General features: G+C 63.9%; 26 protein-coding genes, 1 tRNA gene, 1 pseudogene and 1 other annotated feature. Of the genes and pseudogenes, 12 read left to right on the forward strand and 16 right to left on the reverse strand.

Annotated elements, in window-relative coordinates; translation table 11 throughout:
• Nucleotides 1–114 precede the first annotated feature (114 nt).
• The 4 genes from ACSQ4M_RS27255 to ACSQ4M_RS27270 form a co-directional block, all read right to left on the reverse strand.
• Complete coding sequence (locus ACSQ4M_RS27255; protein ID WP_436192524.1) at nt 115–999, reverse strand: PEP-CTERM sorting domain-containing protein; 885 nt, start codon at nt 997–999, stop codon at nt 115–117.
• 259 nt (nt 1,000–1,258) lie between these two features.
• On the reverse strand, nt 1,259–1,618 hold the full coding sequence (locus ACSQ4M_RS27260) for a hypothetical protein (RefSeq protein ID WP_436192525.1): 360 nt from the start codon (nt 1,616–1,618) through the stop codon (nt 1,259–1,261).
• A 390-nt stretch (nt 1,619–2,008) separates the two neighbouring features.
• Nucleotides 2,009–2,878 carry a hypothetical protein gene (locus ACSQ4M_RS27265; protein WP_436192526.1) on the reverse strand — a complete coding sequence of 290 codons (870 nt, stop codon included), beginning with the start codon at nt 2,876–2,878 and terminating at the stop codon, nt 2,009–2,011.
• A 23-nt stretch (nt 2,879–2,901) separates the two neighbouring features.
• A complete protein-coding gene (locus ACSQ4M_RS27270) occupies nt 2,902–3,606 on the reverse strand; it encodes an Arc family DNA-binding protein (protein ID WP_436192527.1) in 705 nt (234 codons plus the stop codon).
• 99 nt (nt 3,607–3,705) lie between these two features.
• On the opposite strand from ACSQ4M_RS27270, the gene ACSQ4M_RS27275 reads away from it, so the two are divergent.
• Together ACSQ4M_RS27275 and ACSQ4M_RS27280 are read left to right on the forward strand one after the other, a co-directional pair.
• Nucleotides 3,706–3,918, forward strand: a complete 213-nt coding sequence (locus ACSQ4M_RS27275; protein ID WP_436192528.1) for a hypothetical protein — start codon at nt 3,706–3,708, stop codon at nt 3,916–3,918.
• A gap of 199 nt (nt 3,919–4,117) precedes the next feature.
• Complete coding sequence (locus ACSQ4M_RS27280; RefSeq protein ID WP_436192529.1) at nt 4,118–4,291, forward strand: hypothetical protein; 174 nt, start codon at nt 4,118–4,120, stop codon at nt 4,289–4,291.
• Nucleotides 4,292–4,386: 95 nt separating this feature from the next.
• On the opposite strand, the pseudogene ACSQ4M_RS27285 reads toward ACSQ4M_RS27280, so the two are convergent.
• The 4 genes and pseudogenes from ACSQ4M_RS27285 to ACSQ4M_RS27300 form a co-directional block, all read right to left on the reverse strand.
• A pseudogene (locus ACSQ4M_RS27285) lies at nt 4,387–4,548 on the reverse strand (IS5-like element ISCARN14 family transposase); the annotation flags it as partial.
• A 41-nt stretch (nt 4,549–4,589) separates the two neighbouring features.
• Nucleotides 4,590–5,815 (reverse strand): IS3 family transposase gene (locus ACSQ4M_RS27290; protein ID WP_157086564.1). Its coding sequence is split into 2 segments (ribosomal slippage): nt 4,590–5,527 and nt 5,527–5,815, totalling 1,227 coding nucleotides; the frame shifts between segments, so codons are not numbered across the junction.
• Nucleotides 5,421–5,537 (reverse strand) — a sequence feature (AL1L pseudoknot). Its footprint overlaps the gene before it by 117 nt.
• Complete coding sequence (locus ACSQ4M_RS27295; RefSeq protein ID WP_436192530.1) at nt 5,742–6,833, reverse strand: IS5 family transposase; 1,092 nt, start codon at nt 6,831–6,833, stop codon at nt 5,742–5,744. Before ACSQ4M_RS27295 ends, ACSQ4M_RS27290 begins: the two co-directional genes overlap by 74 nt.
• Nucleotides 6,834–6,912: 79 nt before the next feature.
• Nucleotides 6,913–7,350 (reverse strand): Arc family DNA-binding protein, encoded by a 438-nt coding sequence (locus ACSQ4M_RS27300; RefSeq protein ID WP_436192531.1) that lies wholly within the window; start codon nt 7,348–7,350, stop codon nt 6,913–6,915.
• A gap of 122 nt (nt 7,351–7,472) precedes the next feature.
• Between ACSQ4M_RS27300 and ACSQ4M_RS27305 the strand changes: the two genes are divergently transcribed.
• The 10 genes from ACSQ4M_RS27305 to ACSQ4M_RS27350 all read left to right on the forward strand — a co-directional run bounded on the left by ACSQ4M_RS27305 (nt 7,473) and on the right by ACSQ4M_RS27350 (nt 12,328).
• Nucleotides 7,473–7,721, forward strand: a complete 249-nt coding sequence (locus tag ACSQ4M_RS27305; RefSeq protein ID WP_436192532.1) for an Arc family DNA-binding protein — start codon at nt 7,473–7,475, stop codon at nt 7,719–7,721.
• Nucleotides 7,718–8,524, forward strand: coding sequence for a BRO-N domain-containing protein (locus ACSQ4M_RS27310; protein ID WP_436192533.1), 807 nt, complete (start codon nt 7,718–7,720; stop codon nt 8,522–8,524). Before ACSQ4M_RS27305 ends, ACSQ4M_RS27310 begins: the two co-directional genes overlap by 4 nt.
• 171 nt (nt 8,525–8,695) lie before the next feature.
• On the forward strand, nt 8,696–8,959 hold the full coding sequence (locus ACSQ4M_RS27315; protein ID WP_436192534.1) for a hypothetical protein: 264 nt from the start codon (nt 8,696–8,698) through the stop codon (nt 8,957–8,959).
• Entirely contained in the window at nt 8,956–9,270 is a 315-nt protein-coding gene (locus ACSQ4M_RS27320) for a hypothetical protein (protein ID WP_436192535.1), read from the forward strand. Before ACSQ4M_RS27315 ends, ACSQ4M_RS27320 begins: the two co-directional genes overlap by 4 nt.
• Entirely contained in the window at nt 9,267–9,584 is a 318-nt protein-coding gene (locus tag ACSQ4M_RS27325) for a hypothetical protein (RefSeq protein WP_436192536.1), read from the forward strand. Before ACSQ4M_RS27320 ends, ACSQ4M_RS27325 begins: the two co-directional genes overlap by 4 nt.
• Nucleotides 9,581–9,949, forward strand: coding sequence for a hypothetical protein (locus ACSQ4M_RS27330; protein WP_436192537.1), 369 nt, complete (start codon nt 9,581–9,583; stop codon nt 9,947–9,949). The genes ACSQ4M_RS27325 and ACSQ4M_RS27330 overlap by 4 nt, the downstream gene beginning before the upstream one ends.
• Entirely contained in the window at nt 9,946–10,632 is a 687-nt protein-coding gene (locus tag ACSQ4M_RS27335; RefSeq protein WP_436192538.1) for a hypothetical protein, read from the forward strand. The genes ACSQ4M_RS27330 and ACSQ4M_RS27335 overlap by 4 nt, the downstream gene beginning before the upstream one ends.
• On the forward strand, nt 10,625–10,996 hold the full coding sequence (locus ACSQ4M_RS27340) for a hypothetical protein (RefSeq protein ID WP_436192539.1): 372 nt from the start codon (nt 10,625–10,627) through the stop codon (nt 10,994–10,996). Before ACSQ4M_RS27335 ends, ACSQ4M_RS27340 begins: the two co-directional genes overlap by 8 nt.
• Before the next feature lie 35 nt (nt 10,997–11,031).
• Nucleotides 11,032–11,214 (forward strand): hypothetical protein, encoded by a 183-nt coding sequence (locus ACSQ4M_RS27345; protein ID WP_436192540.1) that lies wholly within the window; start codon nt 11,032–11,034, stop codon nt 11,212–11,214.
• 28 nt (nt 11,215–11,242) lie between these two features.
• On the forward strand, nt 11,243–12,328 hold the full coding sequence (locus ACSQ4M_RS27350; RefSeq protein WP_436192541.1) for a site-specific integrase: 1,086 nt from the start codon (nt 11,243–11,245) through the stop codon (nt 12,326–12,328).
• 96 nt (nt 12,329–12,424) lie between these two features.
• Here the strand turns inward: ACSQ4M_RS27350 and ACSQ4M_RS27355 are convergent.
• From ACSQ4M_RS27355 to infC, 8 genes are all read right to left on the reverse strand, one after another.
• Nucleotides 12,425–12,501, reverse strand: a tRNA-Pro gene (locus tag ACSQ4M_RS27355).
• A 24-nt stretch (nt 12,502–12,525) separates the two neighbouring features.
• Nucleotides 12,526–12,984 (reverse strand): MerR family transcriptional regulator, encoded by a 459-nt coding sequence (locus ACSQ4M_RS27360; RefSeq protein WP_436192542.1) that lies wholly within the window; start codon nt 12,982–12,984, stop codon nt 12,526–12,528.
• A gap of 108 nt (nt 12,985–13,092) precedes the next feature.
• The gene (locus tag ACSQ4M_RS27365; RefSeq protein ID WP_162243992.1) at nt 13,093–13,455 is read right to left on the reverse strand and encodes an integration host factor subunit alpha; all 363 of its coding nucleotides are present in this window, start codon (nt 13,453–13,455) and stop codon (nt 13,093–13,095) included.
• A gap of 10 nt (nt 13,456–13,465) precedes the next feature.
• The gene (gene pheT, locus ACSQ4M_RS27370; protein ID WP_436192543.1) at nt 13,466–15,892 is read right to left on the reverse strand and encodes a phenylalanine--tRNA ligase subunit beta; all 2,427 of its coding nucleotides are present in this window, start codon (nt 15,890–15,892) and stop codon (nt 13,466–13,468) included.
• Between the two features lie 32 nt (nt 15,893–15,924).
• Nucleotides 15,925–17,001: a phenylalanine--tRNA ligase subunit alpha gene (pheS, locus tag ACSQ4M_RS27375; RefSeq protein ID WP_436192544.1), complete on the reverse strand. Its 1,077-nt coding sequence runs from the start codon at nt 16,999–17,001 to the stop codon at nt 15,925–15,927.
• Between the two features lie 117 nt (nt 17,002–17,118).
• On the reverse strand, nt 17,119–17,478 hold the full coding sequence (gene rplT, locus ACSQ4M_RS27380; RefSeq protein ID WP_056661604.1) for a 50S ribosomal protein L20: 360 nt from the start codon (nt 17,476–17,478) through the stop codon (nt 17,119–17,121).
• A 26-nt stretch (nt 17,479–17,504) separates the two neighbouring features.
• Entirely contained in the window at nt 17,505–17,708 is a 204-nt protein-coding gene (rpmI, locus tag ACSQ4M_RS27385; RefSeq protein ID WP_056661607.1) for a 50S ribosomal protein L35, read from the reverse strand.
• Between the two features lie 152 nt (nt 17,709–17,860).
• Nucleotides 17,861–18,457 (reverse strand): translation initiation factor IF-3, encoded by a 597-nt coding sequence (infC, locus tag ACSQ4M_RS27390; RefSeq protein WP_436194072.1) that lies wholly within the window; start codon nt 18,455–18,457, stop codon nt 17,861–17,863.
• Nucleotides 18,458–18,528 lie beyond the last annotated feature (71 nt).

Consider the following 18,528-nt stretch of genomic DNA (forward strand, 5'->3'; position numbering starts at 1 on the left):
AAAACACCAGTTTGCCCAAGGCACTAAAAGCCACCATCGGGCATCGGCACGATAGCGCTGACGCCCAGAAGCAAAAAACCCGGCCAAAGCCGGGTTGCTGCAGAGCAAGCTGGACTAGGCCTGCTTGCGCCGACGGGCAGCAGCGAGACCGACTAAGCCAAGCCCGACCAGCGCCAGGGATGCCGGCTCGGGCACTTCAGCGACCGTGATCGGATCACGCGCCCAGACACTGATATGCGAGATGTCTTGGTCGTTGCCCTTATGGTTCTCGAAGTCGGTGTCCATCGTCCACGTGCCGGTGATCGTGTAGGGCGTGCCCAGGTCGAAAGCACCGTTCATCTTCGTGAAGTCGAAGTCGTAGACGGCCCAGCTCGTACTGGACTTCACCGAGAACGCCAGGTGGTCGAAGTTGCTGCGCGAGAACAGGTTGTTTGCAGCGAAGATGGCCTTGATGTTCTCGTCAACCGACAGCGTCCAGGTGCCGCCAACACTGGAGTCTTGCGTCTGAACGTACTTCAACACCTGGCTCAGGGAGAAGGCGCTGCCGCCGACCGGCGTGACATTCGAGTAGCTCAGCTCGCCTGCGTTGCCCTCAAGCATCCCAAGCATGATCCAGCCCGGGTCCACCGCGGCGTTCGGATTCTTCAGCGCCAGCAGTTGGCTGGGCTGGATGAACTGCGTCGGGCTCAACAGACCGTACTGTCCATTGAGCAGCCCGTCGTTCAGGTAGCCGAGGTTGGGCGACGGATTGAGCGCAGGACCTTCGTTGCCGGTATAGACGCCGGCACAGCTCGTCGCGTTGATCGGGCCCACGGGGTCTAGCGGTCCACCGGAGTACGAAGCACTGGGCGTGGCGCCTGTGATCTTCCAGTTGGCAACGTTGCAGGGATTGTTCGGATCGAGCGTGCCAGAAGCACCGCCAGGGACTGGCCCTGCGACAGCGGCTGCCGACGCCAAACACAGCGTGGCGATAGAGAGAAGGGAGGTCGTAACTTTCATGTGAGTCTCCTATGCAAGAAGTTACATAAGTGCAACAAGAATGCCATGGGTAAAAAAGACAAACGTTTCAAAGCGAAGCAGCGCACGGTGGACACCCTCGCAAACTTACGTGTAAGACACCGCGACAGTCTTGTGTAGGACAACCAATCAAATGCGTCTGAGTCGCATCCGAATCTGCTAGGCAACAACGCTGAAGCCGGCCCTTGGCTGGTTGCAACAAAAGCACGAATGGGCAATCGCGATGCGCGATATGCGGCGGTCAGCGTTGATGTTCCCGCTCTTCATAGCGCACCGTCATCGCGATGCGTCGCCGGTCGGCCTGGTTGAGCACGAGGAAGTGGCGCATGCGGATGGGCCTGCCGTCCAAATCGGCGTCAATCTGGCCCTGCAGCAGCACGGCGGTGATCTCGCGGATGCAGTTCTCCGTGCCGAACACTTCAACGTGCATCACGCCAGGCTCGTCAACCGCGGCAGCAACCCGGGAGTAGCCTTCTATGCAGTGGAAGCTGGGTACGTCGAGGGTGACGAACATCGCGGCACCACGCTTTCCTTGGTCGTTGGTGATGGCCGCAGAATCACTGCGTGGGCCAGCCAGCGCCGTCGTCCAGACGCCATGCACGGCGTCAGATCACCTGCCGACGGCGCTCGAAGGACCCCTCAATGTGTGTCCCATGACGGTACATGGCCGGCATGAGCAGCACCACGGATCGAGCACTGGCACAGACCGGATACGGCCGGGTCAGTGGCGCGCGGGCAGCGGGGTCAAAACTCCCATTAGGATCGGACTGAAGGCCATAGGCCTCACGCGGCTCCGTTCATGCAACCCCATGCGCAGCAAAGCACCGGAGCGGGCCCGGACTACTTCTGCCGCCTACGGGCCGGCGCCGCGGTGGGAGCAGACATCGAGATGCTTTCGGATCACGGTGCCCAGGTAGGTGTGTGCGGTGGGGATTGTTCGAGGCGCGGGGCCTCAGTGCAAGGGGGATGCGGGGCGCAGCGGACCCCTGGCCTACTTGCTCGCTGGCAGCTGAGGCGCTTGCGATGCTTGCTTGTCCAAGCGATCGCTGATTGACTTCAATTGTTCGGTCGCCGTCGTTACAGCCGTGGCTGTATTTCGACCAGACTCGTAGCTCGCGACCATGTTGTTTAGCACCCCGGCTAAGCCAAACACGGTAGCCAGCGCTGAGGCAACGACCACGCTGAGGAGCGCGATGGTGGCGGTGCGAACCTCGCGGCGCGTGGCGACCGCCTGCTCGCTGGTACTTCTCAGCTCCCTTAGCATGGTCTCGAACTGCGCCTTCTGCTCCACATCACGCACGTCCATCCGAGCGACGAATTCTGCAACTCGGCGGTCCATGCTTGACTCCAATGCTTGGAGCTTGGCGTCGATCTCTTCGCGGGAAGGCGTACTCACCCCGGCATTATCCTCCTGCGGAATATTGGGGATCCTGACGAGATCTACCTTGAGCTTCTCGACCGTCGTGGCAAGGTCGCTTTGCTGCCTGTCCAAAAAGCGCAAAGCTTCAATAACTGTATCAAGGGTTTCTTGGTCCGGAGGCGATCCATCTTCTCCCGGAGAGTTCTGGGCATCGACAGATGGTGGAACGGATTGGGCTGCTTCCGCCGCCACCGCTGCTGCTGCCGATGCTGTCGGGGTGACATCAAACGGCAGGTCGTCGAGATCAACATCGACTTCGATCGGGATCGGTCCTTCTACTAAGCCGAGAGGCTCCTCAGTGTCAACGTGGACTGGCTGCGCAGCGGCTCCAGCCTCAGCTCCGAGTGACTCGGTGTAAATGCGCGACGGCCTCTTGGCCGCGTTCTCTAGCGCCTTGTCAATTGCTGCCGATGTAAATGGGTCGAATCCCTTGGTGGCCATGTCGTCTCTCTGTCAGTTCTGATTTACTGGCGCAAAGACTTTTTCGAAGCCGGCGCCCTGTGCATGGCCTCGACGGCCGCCTTGGGTCGCCCGGCGTCAATGCCCTCGAAAGGGTCCGGGCCGCTCATCCTGCGGATGAAGTGCAGCCGCCGCTCGCGCTCTGCAGCCTCAGCCGCATCCGCCTGGGCCTGCGTCACTCCGACATCGCTGCAGGCCTCTTCGATTCGGGCCATCTCCGCTTCGAGATCGCGAATTTCGTCCTCAACCTGACGCACCGCGATCACCTCGTCGATGCGCTGCGTCCTTCGACGCTCCGCGGCACTGATCTTGGCGGCAACGACGCTGTAGTGACTGCGAGCCATGCTGAGCCTCTCCACAAGGCCAACGAGCACGCCATCAAGCTCCCTAGCAAGTTGAATCGCGGCCGGGAGCTTTCCCTCTGGGTCAGCGTGGCCCAGTTCATCAATACGCGCTAGCAGTGCGTCCTTCATCATGCGATACAGCCGCATTGCGTCGTCGAGCGCGCCGATGCGCAAGTCCAGAACGCGCTGCTCCACAAGCAGATCCCAGTCAGGCTCGACCCCGCCCCCCTGCGGATTGAAAGATGCCTGCAGGCGGGCGACAAGCTCCGAGGTCAGCGACCGTTTGGATTCAGCTGCCGCACGCTCAAGTTGCTCCCGCAACTCTAGAGGGCAGCGGAAGTTCAATTGTGGTTCAGATCGGGCCATTTAAAGATTCTCGCATCACGGTGCTTGCACAATCTGCTAACACGGTGCTAGTATTAACACCGTGCTTGAAACCGTTTCAAGCCAGAACATGGAGCAGCGATGCAGAGTAACCAGATTCCCGTCGTCGTGAAGCCGCTGATGGTCCGGCTCGGACCTGAAGCCTACCAGTGGGTCCAGCAGCAGGCGGCGCAACAAGAGCGCTCCGCCAACTGGATCGTCGGCAAGGCCGTGGAAGAAGCGCGCAAGAACGCGCAATCGCAAGAGGCAGCGCAATGTACGCCCTCACCTTCCCAGGTGCGCCGCGCACCATGAACACCCGCGAGATCGCGGAGCTCACCGGCAAGCGCCACGACAACGTAATGCCGACATCCGCAAGATGCTGACCGAATGCATGGCGAAGGGGGTCTCCTCAGTCTTCAGGACACCCATCGCAACGAGCCAAACGGCCAGATCTACGCCTCGTTCAGCCTGCCGAATCTTGCAGGGAATCGCAGCGGGGGCGCTGCTGGTGATGACGATCAGCGTGCTGGCCGTCGCCGCCAGCAGCTTCATGCGCTGGGGGAGCCGGCCGCGCGCGTGGCAGAGGGCGACCGCGGGCATCTCGAACTACGCCGCCGATCTGGTCACTGCGGCGGGCATCGGCGCCGGATTGGCCACCGCGTTGGTGGCTTGGTGGGCGGCATGACCGCAGCGCAGCTAGCCGACGCTGCCTTGCGCTCCGTCGGCGCTTACACAAACCGATCTGCCGCAGAAAGCCTAAGAGGGTGTATCTAAAATGATTTACCCGGCCAGCCTAGTTGCGAGCATACGCGCTTCTGCGAGCCAGACCCAGGCCACAGGCGCCCAGTTGGAGCGGTCATGGTGAGCGATCAGCCTGCGCGCACGCTCGTTCCATGCGTGGGTGCGCTCGACCACCCAGCGCTTGGCTTGCACGATGAAGCCCTTGAACCGCCCCGGAATTCGCGGAGGCCCGTTGGCTTGAGTCAGGCCGACATGGCCTGCTGCTCAAGAGTTCGATAGTAGTTGGCCTCGAACTCGGCCGGTGGCACGTACCCGATGGGTTCGAGCAGGCGCTGGTGGTTGAACCAGGCCACCCATTGCAGCGTCGCCAGCTCTACCGATTCCTTGGTCTTCCACGCACTGCGCCGATGGATGACTTCGGCCTTGTACAGCCCATTGATGGTCTCGGCCAGCGCGTTGTCGTAGGAGTCGCCCTTGCTGCCCACGGAGGGCTCGATGCCGGCCTCGGCAAGCCGTTCGGTGTAGCGGATGCTGACGTACTGCGATCCGCGGTCGGAGTGGCACACAAGGGCATCTTCGCGCTGCGGACGACGGTCGTACAGCGCCTGCTCCAGTGCGCCCAACACGAAGTCCGTCCGCATGGAGCTGCTCGTGCGCCAGCCCACGATGCGCCGCGCAAACACGTCCACGACGAAGGCCACGTACAGCCAGCCTTGCCAGGTGGACACGTACGTGAAGTCCGACACCCAAAGCTGGTTGGGCCGCTGCGCGTTGAACTGGCGATTGACCCGGTCCAGCGGGCAAGGCGCTTTGGCGTCGCTGATCGTGGTGCGTGCGGCCTTGCCACGCATCACGCCGCGCAGACCCATGTGGCGCATGAGTCGTTCCACGGTGCAGCGGGCCACCGTGACGCCCTCGCGCTGCAACTGGTGCCAGACCTTGTCGGCGCCGTAGACCCGCAGGTTCGATTGCCACACGCGCTCGATCTGCGGCATCAGCACCGCATCGCGTTTCGCGCGGGCGCACAGCAGCTCGGGGTGGCGCTGGCGGGCCGCATGGCGCCGGTACGCCGACGGGGCGACCTGCAGTGCCCTGCAGATCGGCTCGACCCCGTGCGCGGCGCGATGCGCGTCGATGAACGCCTTCACGACTTCAGCCGGCGGTCGAGCTCCGCCTGGGCGAAAAACGCGCTGGCCAGCTTCAGGATCTCGTTGGCCTTGCGCAGCTCGCGGTTCTCCCTTTCAAGCTCCTTCATGCGCTGCGTCTGCGTCGTGGTCACGCCCTCGCGCTGGCCCGTGTCACGCTCTTGTTGGCGCACCCAGTTCAGCAGCGTCTGCGGCGTGCTGCCGATCTTGCCGGCAATCGACACCACCGCCGCCCACTGCGACTCGTACTCACCGCGGTGCTCGAACACCATGCGCACGGCGCGCTCGCGTACCTCGGGCGAAAACTTCACTGACTTCCTCATGGCTCCATCCTCTCAAAAGTTGGAGCCTCCTCAAAATACGGGGCGGTTCACCCTTGGCTGGGGCCTCGGGCCACAGTTGCTGCTGCTCGACAACAAACGTGCCCGTCACGCGATTCGAAGGTCTGCGGACGATCTCTACGGCGATGCCATGCGTCTTCTCCAGGTCCATGGCGCACTGACCGCCGTAGGCCGAGTCTGCGTACAGCCTCTTGAGGCCCGTCACCTTGGCGCAGGCTTGGGCCACCACGGATGCGGCCCCGTCGCGATCCTGCACGCTGGCAGCCGTGACGGTCACAGCCAGCAGCAGCCCCAGCGTGTCGACCACCAAGTGGCGCTTGCGGCCCTTGACCTTTTTGCCGGCATCGAAGCCGGTGTCTCCGCCCTGCGGGGTGCTGCGCGTGCTTTGCGAATCGATGATGGCCGCCGTGGGTTCGGGTGCCTTGCCCACGCGGTCGCGCCACTGTTGGCGCAACCGGTCGTGCATGGCCTCGAAGGTGCCGGCGCGTGCCCAGCCGCGAAAGGCCGAGTACACCGCACGCCAAGGCGGAAAGTTGCCGGGCAGCAAGCGCCACGCGCAGCCGGTGCGCACGATGTACATGCAGGCGTTGGCAATGTCGCGGCGCGCGTGCGTGATCGGCTTGCCGCGCCCACCTTCGCGCTCAAACAGGTCATGCACGAGAGCCCACTCGGCATCGGTCAGGTCCGTGTTCATGCCGCCAGGCTTGGCTTGCCGGCGGTGCGCTGTCGTGTAGCCGTAGCGCTGCGGAGCCGAGCCCTGGACCGCCGCACGCGTGCTGGCGCCGCGAGGCGGGCGCACGCGCTTGACTCCCGCCTTCTTCAGCGCCTTGCGAATCGTCGCCGAGCAGACATCGATGCCCGTGTGGCGAACGAACTCGCGGGTGAGCTCATCCATCGACGACTGCGGCATGCGCAGCGCCAGCTCCACCAATGCGCGCAGGTCCTGCGCTTGCAGCAGTGCTGGCCTGCCGGGTTGCTTCTTGCTCGTCCCCGTGTTCACTCGTCACCTCCTGCGCTCCCAGAACCGAGAGGGCGCGCAGGGTATTTTAATTCAGATACACCCTCTAAGGACAGCGCAACTATTTCTTGGGACGGGTCTTAGGCGTAACTGGCCCTTCTTCAGAGGAGCTGTCGCGGCTTGTCTGCAGCGGAGACTCCTCCCGGGAGGCAATCCACGCGGGTTCATCAGAGACGTCCGCCAACTCAAGATCGCCGTTCTCGTACTCTTTGAAGATGCGGGCCAACTGCGCAGCATGCTCCAAATAAGAAGTCAGTTCTGCAAAGAGTTCCTTCGGGCTTCGTTCGGTGTACCGCCCCTCGTCATCGATCGTGCCCAAGGTTGGCGGGGCGGGAATGAAAGCTGCGGGAACGGTAAGCCCTCTCTCGATCAACGCAACCAGCTCTGCGTTGTAGCTTCGTCCTTTCTTCTGCGCCGACGCATGCACCGCCATGTGCAATTCAGGCGGCAGCCGCAAGGCGGTCTTAACGAAGTTCTTCTGATCAACGCTGGTGGCCATGCCTCCATCATAGTCCCTGTCGCCGACTCAACAATTGCCCCCACCATGGAAGCATGCCTCTATCATTGCTCCATGCCTCCAAAACGGAGGCATTCATGACTACAAAAACTCAGAAGGACTTTGTGAAAACCGCCCTGCGCCTGCCCCCAGATCTCCACGGTGAGTTACACGCCGCTGCTGCCGAAGCCGAGCGCGGGTTCAACGCGGAGATCCTGTTCCGGCTGCGCCAGTCGTTCAAAGGTCGCAAAAAGGGTCTCCCTAACATTTCGAAGAACAGCCTCCAAAGCGACTCCACAAACCAGCCCGACCTCGCACCAAGCATGCAACCCTTCACCCATCAATCCACCACCAACGAAGGACAGAAACCATGAGCAACATCGTTCCCTTCAACTTCGATGGCGCCAGCGTGCGCGTGATCGACATCAACGGCGAACCGCACTTCGTCGGCAAGGACGTGGCCGAGGCGCTGGGCTACGCCGACACGACGAACGCCATGAAGCAGCACTGCAAGGGGGTGGCGAAACGCCACCCCCTTCAGACGACTGGCGGCATCCAAGAGATGCGCGTTCTGGCCGAGCCCGACGTGCTCCGCCTGATCGTTGCCAGCAACCTGCCGGCTGCCGAGCGCTTCGAGCGCTGGGTGTTCGAGGAGGTGCTGCCCTCGATCCGCAAGACCGGCAGCTACACGGCCAAGACCACCCGGCCGCAGACTCTGTCGCGCAACCAGGTGGCGGCCAGCATCCTCCTGCTGCGCAGCGCCGCCGAGGACTTGAAGCTGTCTCCTTCCGCTGTCCTGGGTGGCTACCAGCGGCTGGAGCTGCAGCTGGGAGTCACCGGCCTGCTGCCCGGCTATGCAGTGGATGCCTCCAACTCGGCAAGTGGCTCCAGCGAGGAAACGAAGTCGGCTGCCGAACTGTTGGAGATCCACAGCGTCGGCCTCAGCGCTATCGCCTTCAACCGTCTGCTCTTGCAGCACGGCTTCATCGAAGAACGCGAGCGTCCTTCGTCGAAGGGTGGCACCAAGAAGTTCAAGGTGTGCACGAACATGGAGTTCGGCAAGAACCTCACGAACCCGAACAACCCGCGGGAAACGCAACCGCACTGGTACGTGCGCAAGTTCCCCGAGTTGCTTGATCTGGTCATTCCCGCCAAGCCGAAGGTGGCAACGGCGTGACATACATCGACCACATCACCGGCCCGCCGCGAAGACGGCAGGCCATAAAAGGCGAAGCCGAAATGCGCTTGGACCCGCAAATCGGCTTCTGTGACCCGAGAACCCTCACGAGGAACCTAGATCATGTAGAACGATAGCACCGTTGCGCCTGCGCGCGCAAATCCGCAGCAGATGACCAGTAGCACCCCTGCGGTCATCGAACCCGAAATCGACCACGCCGCGCGCAATGCGCTGCTCAAGATCGCGGGCCACGCCTGCGACATCCAGAACCTGATCGACATTGCGTCGTCGGCCAACGCCGAGGACTACCAGCGCGATGCGGCTACCAGCGCAGCACGCGGCTTGGCCACCCTCATCGGTGCTACCTCTGTCGCGGTCACCTGCGAGTCCGTCCCGTCCAGCGTCAGCCTGTGGCTCTTGGGAGGTCAAGCATGACCGCCGCCACCATCGAGACTCCCTGGCATGCCGACCTCTCGGAGGACCGGGACAGCGCGCGCAGCCTGGCCCACGCCGGCGTCTCCGACATCGAGCATTTGTGCGTGGACATGCTGGAGCGTGCCAACGATCGCTTGGGCTGCGAGGACATGACCGACAGCGCTTGGTGCGCGCGCGTGCGCATGTTTGCTACGCGCATCAAGGAGTTGAACTCCCTGGTGATGTCGCATCTGGACGAAGACAGCGTGCAGCTGCGCGAGGCGCACCGCATGGTCTACGGCCGGTTCCCGCACGAAGGTGAAAAGCCATGACCGCCGCGACCATCATCGTAGAGAAACCGGCAGCACCGGCCGCGCCTGTCGAAGACCTGGCCGCGCGCCGCGCGCTGGCGCTCGACGCCAACTTCGAGCTGGAGTGCCTGGCGGAAGCTGCGCGTGAGTTGCTCGATGCAGAGCGGAACGAGGGCACGATCAAGTTCAGCGCCATGCTTGCACGCATCATTACGCTGAACGAGATCGTGTTCTTCGCTGCGCGGCTGCACGGGGAGCCCGACCCGGACAACGCCTGGGGCGACAAGGACAACCTGGAAACGCTTCGCATCGCGCTCCAAGGGAGGCTGCTATGAGCATCACGACCATCAAGCGGCCTGCCGCGGTCGAGATCGACGCGGGCGCATCGGGCGGACCTGTGCACGCTGCCAGCCTCGCCCGGAGCGTGGTCGAGACCCTGAGCAGCCACACCGTCCACCCCGCCCTCAGGGCTCTTGACGACCTCGTTTTCGAGACGGGCGAACTGCTGCACGTAGCCATCACCAAGCGGGACGTTGACGGCGGCACCTATGCCGCGAACAAGCTGGAGCAGGTGATCGCGCTTTCCGTGATCTTGGAGGAATACGAGGAAGGCGGCGAGTGGGACTCGCTCGGCGCTGCTCAATACCTGCTGCGCGACGCCCTGCAGCAGCTGAACGAACTTCGGGGAGATTGGAAATGACCGCCGCGACCATCGAGCAGCCACGGGCTGCGCGCAAGGCCTCCGCCGCCTCGGCAGGGCCTGAAGAGGCGAAGCTGCGCCGGCTGTCGCAGATCCTCTACGACGCATCGCAGACGGACGGCGCGAACTTCGACTCTGGCTATTCCCTTCGCCTGCTGCGCATCGCGTCCGAGATCGCGCTTGTCGAAGCCGCCGGCTTCGACAAGCGGACCGAGAAGGACCGCATCAACTCGGCGTTCGACTTGGCCGCCATCGTCGGCTCGGCGCGGCGCGTGCCGTCCGATTTGCCGCTGCCGGCCGGGCTGCTTGCCCTGATCGAACAGGCGCGCGTGCTGCTCAGCGATCTGTGCGACTGCGAGGACTGCTTCGATGACGAGCGCAGCAAGCCTGCGTCGCCATCGGCCCCGTTCCTGAACGGCTACACGCCGACGCAGCTGCGGGAGATCCTGGCCCACATCGCGAGCAGCACCGAGGCGGCCACTGAGATCTTGCTGGATGTCGAGGCCCACATCGGCGGCGAAGAGTGGACGACTTCGCAGTGCATCACGAACGTGCACGTCGCTGCGCAAGCTCTGCGCTTGGTTGGTGCGATGGCCGATCAGGCTGCCGGCACCGGCATCATGGGCGGGCCGATCGAGTGGTCCATGGGCGATCGTGATTTGAAGGGAGCCGCCCATGCATGAGCGAGTCATCGGCGGCCTGCGCTTCAAGGCCATGCCCGGCTACTCCTGCTACTCCGGCAGCTCGGCTGCGCTGCTCGGCGCAGGCTTACTTATGCCCGAGCAGTTGCCCGGCGTGAACGGCAACCCCGCGACGTGCGCGTCGTTCCACGCGGACGGCTCTCGCGTGCGGAAGGGGGCGCCCGGTGCACACCTGGAGCCCGGCTACCTCAAGGTGCAGCGCATGCGGGGCGACAGCTTCCTGCTCAAGCGGTGCATCGCGGAAATCGAGGTGCCCATCGCACAGCCGAAGCGCGGACCGAAGCCGGCGCCGCGACGGTTCGAACACTGGCCGTTCCCTGTGGTTGTCGGAGGCATCCCGTCATGAAGTGCCCCGCCTGCACCAGCGACGAGCTCCGTGTGATGTCCACCAAGGCCGGGCCCAACAAGATCATCCGGCTACGATCCTGCGCCGCTTGTGGCCACCGCTGGCCGACGATGGAGATCAGCACCGCCGAGATCAGCCGGATGGAGCAAGCCGTCCAGGTGGTCCGATCCTTCAGCACGTTGAGCAGAGAACTCGATGCCGAGGCCCCGCACAGTTAACCGGAAGATCCCCGACCTGCCGCGTGGTATGCGCAAGGTCGGGGCACTGTGGTACTGGCGAGGGACGGATCAGCTGACGAAAGAAATCGAGGCCGGACTTAAGGCCACGGGCATGAAGATGCGCTGCGGCGCCACACCGGTCCAGGCCAGGCTGTGGTGGGAGAAGCACGTCTCCCCTGCCCTGGCAGCGGCCATGCCCGAGGACGATGTCGTCGGCACTGTGGAAGAGCTGCTGCGCAAGTACCGCGCCGATGAACTACCGACCCTCACCCGCGAGCAGACCAAGCAGGAGTACGAAGGCCGGATCCGCCGCATCCGCGCCGCCTTCGGCAAAATCCGCTACGCCAAGACCGAGGCTCAGGCCATGCAGCTGGGCCACCTTTCGGCCGTGACGATCACCAAGCACCTGCACGACAACCGGAATCGCGCTTCGTCGGCCAACAAGGACATCCAGTTGCTCTCGCGCATGTTCCGACTGGCGCGGGTGCGCTGGGGCCTGACCACGTTCAACCCGTGCGAGGCCATCGAGTACCTGCCTGAGCAGCCCCGGGACCAGTACGTGAGCGACGACCGCTACCTGGAGATCTACGAAGCCGCGAGCCCGATCCTGCAGTGCATGCTGGAGATCTCGACGCAGACCGGCGCACGGGAGGGGATGATCTTCGACATCCGGCTGCGGGACTTCGACGAGCGCCAGATCGAACTGCGGGTCACGAAGAAGCGCAACAGCGTCGGCTACGTGTCCAAGGTCTACGAGATGACGCCGGACCTCTGGAAGGCGCTGTGCAGGGCGAAGGAGCTTCGCAAGAAGAACCGCGGCGGCGCAGCCAGCTTGCCCAGCGACTACCTCTTCATCACCAAGCAGGGCAACCCGTATTCGAAGGAATCGTTCAAGAGCTTGTGGCGTGTGGTGCGCAAGAAGCTGGGCCTGGCACCGCGGGAGATCACCTTCCACGACATGCGCGCGAAGGCTGCATCGGACGAGGTTTCGGACGAGTCAGCGAAGGAGCTGCTGCACCACAACGACGTGAAGGTGACCAGGCGGGTCTACCGGCGCAAGGTGCCTGTTTCGACCCCGCTGCCGTCCGCGATTGGAGGCCGCGAGAAGGCCTGAAAGCATGGGTTTGTCAGGACTCACCCGAGTTTGTCAAACCCAACGAAAAACGGGCTAGGACTTGTGGTCCTAACCCGTTGATCTGCTTCTTATTTTTGGTCGGTGTGAAAGGATTCGAACCTTCGACCCCTTGCACCCCATGCAAGTGCGCTACCAGGCTGCGCCACACACCGAAGCCCATGAGTATAGCGGAGTATTCAGGGGATATCGGCGAGCAGTGAGCGAATTTCAAAAAGTTCGCGCCGTACCTGCGCCAGGCGCACTGCCGCACCGACATCGTCGTCGCCGATCAGCAAATCATCGAACGCCTTGAGGTCGACCTCCTCAGCTACAAACGTGTCCACATCCTGCGCGTCATCAACATCGAGAGCGACGCCTGCAAGCCCATCGTGCGGGGGCCGCCCATGCTCCTGCAGCTTGTTGCGCGCACCGCTGATCGTGAACCCCTGGTCATAGAGGAGGTCGCGGATGCGCCGGATCATCAGCACCTCATGGTGCTGGTAGTAACGGCGGTTTCCGCGCCGCTTCATGGGCCGCAGCTGGGTGAACTCCTGCTCCCAATAGCGCAGCACATGCGGCTTGACGCCGCACAGGTCGCCAACCTCACCGATGGTGAAGTAGCGTTTGGCGGGAATCGAAGGGAGGGTGTTGCCCATGAGAAGGGGACGGCTGCGCGAGGGCCGCAAAGGTTACCCCAACGGCCGGCATGCGCCAAGCAACCAGAACGCGCCAGGACTGTGGGCCAGGCCAGGCACGCCGGGGTCTCAACCCTGGATCTGGTCCTTGAGCTTGTGGCTGGCGTGGAACGTCACAACGCGGCGCGCCTTGATCGGAATGGCCTCGCCGGTCCGCGGATTGCGACCTGGCCGCGGCGCCTTCACACGGATCTGGAAGTTGCCGAAGCTGGAGATCTTCACGTCGGTGCCGTTCACGAGACTGGTGGTGACCAGATCGAAGAAGGCATCGATCATGTCCTTGGACTCGCGCTTGTTCAGGCCAATCTGCTCGAACAGCAGTTCGGCCAGTTGCGCCTTGGTCAACGCAGGCGTCTCCAGGCTTTCTACGGAAATCTTCACCGCATCTCTCCGCTCGTCGTCCATGTCGTCGAAATCAACCTGCGCCTGCATGCGAACCTCCTCAAGTGCGGAGTCGCGCACCGACGCGCTCGCCCAAACTGGCCAGAACGCGCTGCACGCATGACTCGATCTGTTCCTCGGCGAGTGTCGCATCTCCGCCGTTCAACACCAGCCGCACGGCCAGGCTTTTCTCGTCGGCGGCCAGGCCTGCAGGCACGGCCACCCCGGGCTTGGCACGGTAGACGTCGAACAGTTCGGCGTGCCGCAGCACGTCGGCGGTGGCTGCCGATTGGATCGCGGCCATCAGCGCAGTGTGCGTCACCGACTCCTTGACGACCACGGCAATGTCACGCTCCACATCCTGGAAGCGCGGCACGGGCTGCGCGGCAGGCACGGCCTGCGCTTGCACCGCATCGAGTTCCAGTTCGAAGAGCACGGGCGCGTGTGGCAGCTCCCAGGACTGACGCCAGCGTGGGTGCAATTCGCCGACCACGCCAATGACGCGGCCATCGAGGAGCACGCGCGCGGCACGGCCAGGATGCAACGCCGGATGTTCGGCCGCCTCGAACCCCACACGCCGCGGCGCGAGCAAGGCCTCCACATCGCCCTTGACGTCGTAGAAGTCGACCCGTTGACCTTTGCGCGACCAGTCCATGCTCTCGGCATCGCCAAAGGCCAGACCCGCAACGCGCATGGGCTGGTGGATACCTTGCACGGTGGCATCGGTGGTGGCCACCGCCGCATCGCGCAGGAACACGCGACCGAGCTCGAACACCCGCACGCGGCTGGCACGGCGGTCCAGATTGAACTTGAGCACCTGCAGCAGCGAGCCGATCAGCGACGAGCGCATCACGCTCATGGGGCTGGCGATCGGGTTGAGCAGCGTGATCGGATGGGCGTTGCCATGCAGGTCGCGCTCCCACGCACTCTGCACGAAGCTGAAGTTGATGGTTTCCTGGTAGCCCAGAGCGGCCACGCGGCGGCGCACGGCGAAACGGCTGCTGCGCGACTCTGGCAGAACGCGGGCCGTGATGGGCGCCAGCGGCGGCGTGGTTGGCAGGCGCTCGTAGCCGATCAGGCGCGCGACCTCCTCGATGAGGTCTTCCTCGATCAGCAGGTCGAAGCGGTGCGGTGGCGGCGTCACGGTCAGCACGCCTTCGCCTTCCTCCAACGGGAAGGCCAGGCGGCGCAGTGCATCGACGCAATCGGCCTGCGTGAGCGGCATGCCGATCACGCGCGCAGCCCGCGCCACGCGCAGCTGCACGGGCTTTTGCACGGGCAGCTGCAGCGTCTGGTCGTCGATGGGGCCGGCCTCGCCACCGCAGATCTCCAGCACCAGCTGCGTGATGCGCTCGATGGTCTGCACAGTGCGGCTCGGGTCCACGCCGCGCTCGAAGCGGTGGCCCGCATCGGTGGAGAAGTTGAAGCGGCGCGAACGGCCCTGGATCGCCTCGGGCCACCAGAACGCTGCCTCGATGTAGATGTTGCGCGTGTCGTCGGACACGGCCGTGGCGTCGCCACCCATGATGCCGGCCAGCGACTCGACGGTCTGCGCATCGGCGATCACGCCGACCTTGGCATCCAGCGCCACGGTGTTGCCGTTGAGCAGCTTGAGCTGCTCACCCTCGCGGCCCCAGCGCACGACCAGGCCACCATGGATCTTGTCCAGGTCGAACATGTGCGAGGGCTGACCAGCCTCGAACATCACGTAGTTGGAGATGTCCACGAGCGGCGAGACGCTGCGCTGGCCGCAACGCGCCAGGCGCTCGACCATCCAGGCCGGCGTGGTGGCGCGCGTGTTCACCCCGCGCACGATGCGGCCCGAGAAGCGGCCGCACAGTTCAGGCGCCTCGACCTGCACGGGTAGGCAGTCGTCGATGCGCGGTGCGATGGGCACGGGCTCGGTCGCGATAAGCGGAGCGCCAGTCAGGGCCGACAGCTCGCGCGCCACACCGTACACCGACAAGCCGTGCGCGAGGTTGGGTGTGAGCTTGAGCGTGAGCAGCATGTCGTCCAGGCCCAGGTGCGCGCGGATGTCCTGGCCCAGCGGCGCATCGGCCGCGAGTTCGAGCAGGCCACCATGGTCTTCGCTCAGCTTGAGTTCGCGCGCCGAGCACAGCATGCCCTGGCTCTCGACACCGCGCAGCTTGCCCAGCTTGATGCGGAACGGCTGGCCGTCCTCGCCAGGCGGCAGCTCCGCGCCGACCAACGCGCAAGGCACCTTGATGCCGACACGCGCGTTCGGCGCACCGCACACGATGTTGAGCAGCTGCGGCTGGCCAACGTCCACCTGGCACACGCGCAGGCGGTCCGCATTCGGATGCTGGACGGCTTCCTTGATCTCGCCGACCACGATCTTGCTGAACGGCGGCGCGACGGGGCGGCGCTCCTCCACCTCCAGACCGCCCATGGTCAGGGTGTCGGCCAGCTCAGCGCTGCCGATGGGCGGGTTGCAGAAGGCGCGCAGCCAGGACTCTGGGAATTGCATCGTTGTTCTCGTCTATTCGGAAAGCGGCGGGATCACTGGAACTGCGACAGGAAGCGCAGGTCGCCGTCGAAGAACAGCCGCAGATCGTTCACGCCATAGCGCAGCATGGTCAGCCGATCCGGGCCCATGCCGAAGGCAAAACCGATGTAGCGCTCGGGGTCCAGCCCCATGTTGCGCACCACGTTGGGGTGCACTTGGCCGGAGCCCGCGACTTCGAGCCAGCGGCCGGCCAGCGGCCCGCTCTGGAACTGGATGTCGATCTCGGCGCTGGGCTCGGTGAACGGAAAGAAGCTCGGGCGGAAACGCAGCACCAGGTCGTCGCTCTCGAAGAAGGTCCGGCAGAAATCCGTGAACACGACCTTGAGGTCCTTGAAGCTCACGTTCTCGCCCAGCCACAGGCCTTCGCACTGGTGGAACATCGGCGAGTGCGTGGCGTCGCTGTCCACGCGGTAGGTGCGGCCCGGTGCGATCACGCGGATCTCGGGCGCCTTGGTCTGGCCGCTGGCATCTGCGGCTGCGGCCTCGAAGGCGGCCGCGTGCTTGCGGATGTGCTGGTGGGCATAGCGCACCTGCATCGGGCTGGTGTGCGGGCGCAGGTTGTAAGGAACGCCGTCCTCGCCCTGGATGTCCACGTAGAACGTGTCCTGCATCGAACGCGCTGGGTGGTTGGGCGGGTTGTTCAGCGAGGTGAAGCTGTGCCAGTCGCTCTCGATCTCCGGGCCGTCGGCCACATCGAATCCCATGCTTGCGAAGATGGCCTCGATGCGCTCCAGCGTGCGCGAGACCGGGTGCAGGCCACCGGCGCCGCGCTGTCGCCCCGGCAGCGTCACGTCCAGCGCCTCGGCCTTGAGCTGCAGTGCCAGTTCGGCATCGGCCAGGCCCTGGCGCGCGGCGTTCAACGCCGCTTCGATCGCCTGTTTGGCCTGGTTGATGGCCGCTCCGCGCGTCTTCTTCTCGTCCACGCTGAGCGTGCCCATGCCCTTCATGAGCTCGGTCAGGCGACCGGACTTGCCCAGGAAGCGCGCCTTGGCGTTCTCCAGGTCGGCCGGCGTGGTGGCGGCGGTGAAGTCCTCGCGCGCCTGCGCGACGATGGCATCCAAATCGTTCATGGGAATTCTTGGCAAATGAAAAAGGGGCCGAGACTCCTGCAGGAAATCCCGGCCCCTGAGGTCCTGAGCGGTGGTGGGTGAACGCCAAGCCCGAAGGCTGGTTCACCCGCGTGGCACTCAGGCCGCCAGCTTGGCCTTGACCTGCTCGACGATGCCGGCAAAAGCGGCCTTGTCGTGCACGGCGATGTCGGCCAGCATCTTGCGGTCGATCTCGATGGACGCCTTCTTCAGGCCGTTGGCGAACTGGCTGTAGGTCAGGCCCAATTCACGTGCAGCGGCATTGATACGGGCGATCCACAACTGACGGAACACGCGCTTCTTGGTACGACGGTCACGGTAGGCGTACTGGCCCGCCTTCATCACCGCCTGCTTGGCGATGCGGAAGACGTTACCGCGGCGACCGCGGAACCCCTTGGCGAGCTTCAGAACTTTCTTGTGACGTGCACGGGCGGTAACACCACGTTTGACGCGAGGCATAAATTACTCCTTGTTCGTCCGTTAGATCAGATGCCGCGGCCGGGCAGCATCTGCGCCATCGAGGCCATATTGGTCTCGTGCACAGTCACCGCACCACGCAGTTGGCGCTTGTTCTTGGTGGTCTTCTTCGTCAAGATGTGACGCTTGAAGGCTTGGCCGCGCTTGACGGTGCCACCGGGACGAACGCGGAAGCGTTTCTTCGCCGCGCTCTTGGTCTTCATTTTGGGCATGTGCATGCTCCTTCTTGGTTGTGCTCGTGAGGCGCCGGAAACCGATTCCGGACTTGTTGGCCCCGAGCCACTTTTGGTGCGAAGGCCTTGCGGCCCTCGCGTTCACCACCGGCAGGCGACCAACCCGCCGACGTTGAATTCTTACTGCGCTCTCAGGAAGCTGCGCTGGGCGCGGCCTCTGGTGCGGGCTTCGCTGCAACCGGCTTCTTGCGGGCCGGTGCAATCATCATGATCATCTGGCGGCCTTCCAACTTGGGAAACTGCTCGACGATGATCAGGTCCTGCAGGTCGGTGCGGATGCGCTGCAGCAGCGCCATGCCCAACTCCTGGTGCGTGATCTCGCGGCCACGAAAGCGCAGCGTGATCTTGCACTTGTCGCCATCGGCAAGAAAGCGCCGAATATTGCGCATCTTGATGTTGTAGTCGCCGTCGTCCGTGCCAGGGCGGAACTTGACTTCCTTGATCTCGATGACCGTCTGCTTGGCTTTTGCGTCGGCCGCCTTCTTCTGCTCTTGGTATTTGAACTTGCCGTAGTCCATCAACCGGCAGACAGGCGGGTTCGCCGCGGCGACGACCTCGACGAGGTCTACGTCCAGCTCACCCGCCATGCGCAAAGCCTCCGCCAAGCTGACGACACCCAGGGGCTCGTTCTCGGGGCCGGTGAGACGCACTTCCGGGGCCATGATTTCCCGGTTCAGGCGGTGCTTGCGTTCTTCGCGGTGACGACGGTCACGAAATTCAGTAGCGATGGCTCAATCCTTCAACATCAAACGCTATATTAAAAATAGCAACAGCCGTCATATGCATGCGGCCAAGACAG

Origin of the sequence: Pseudorhodoferax sp. LjRoot39 (genome assembly GCF_964253035.1) — a bacterium.
Taxonomy (GTDB): domain Bacteria; phylum Pseudomonadota; class Gammaproteobacteria; order Burkholderiales; family Burkholderiaceae_C; genus Pseudorhodoferax.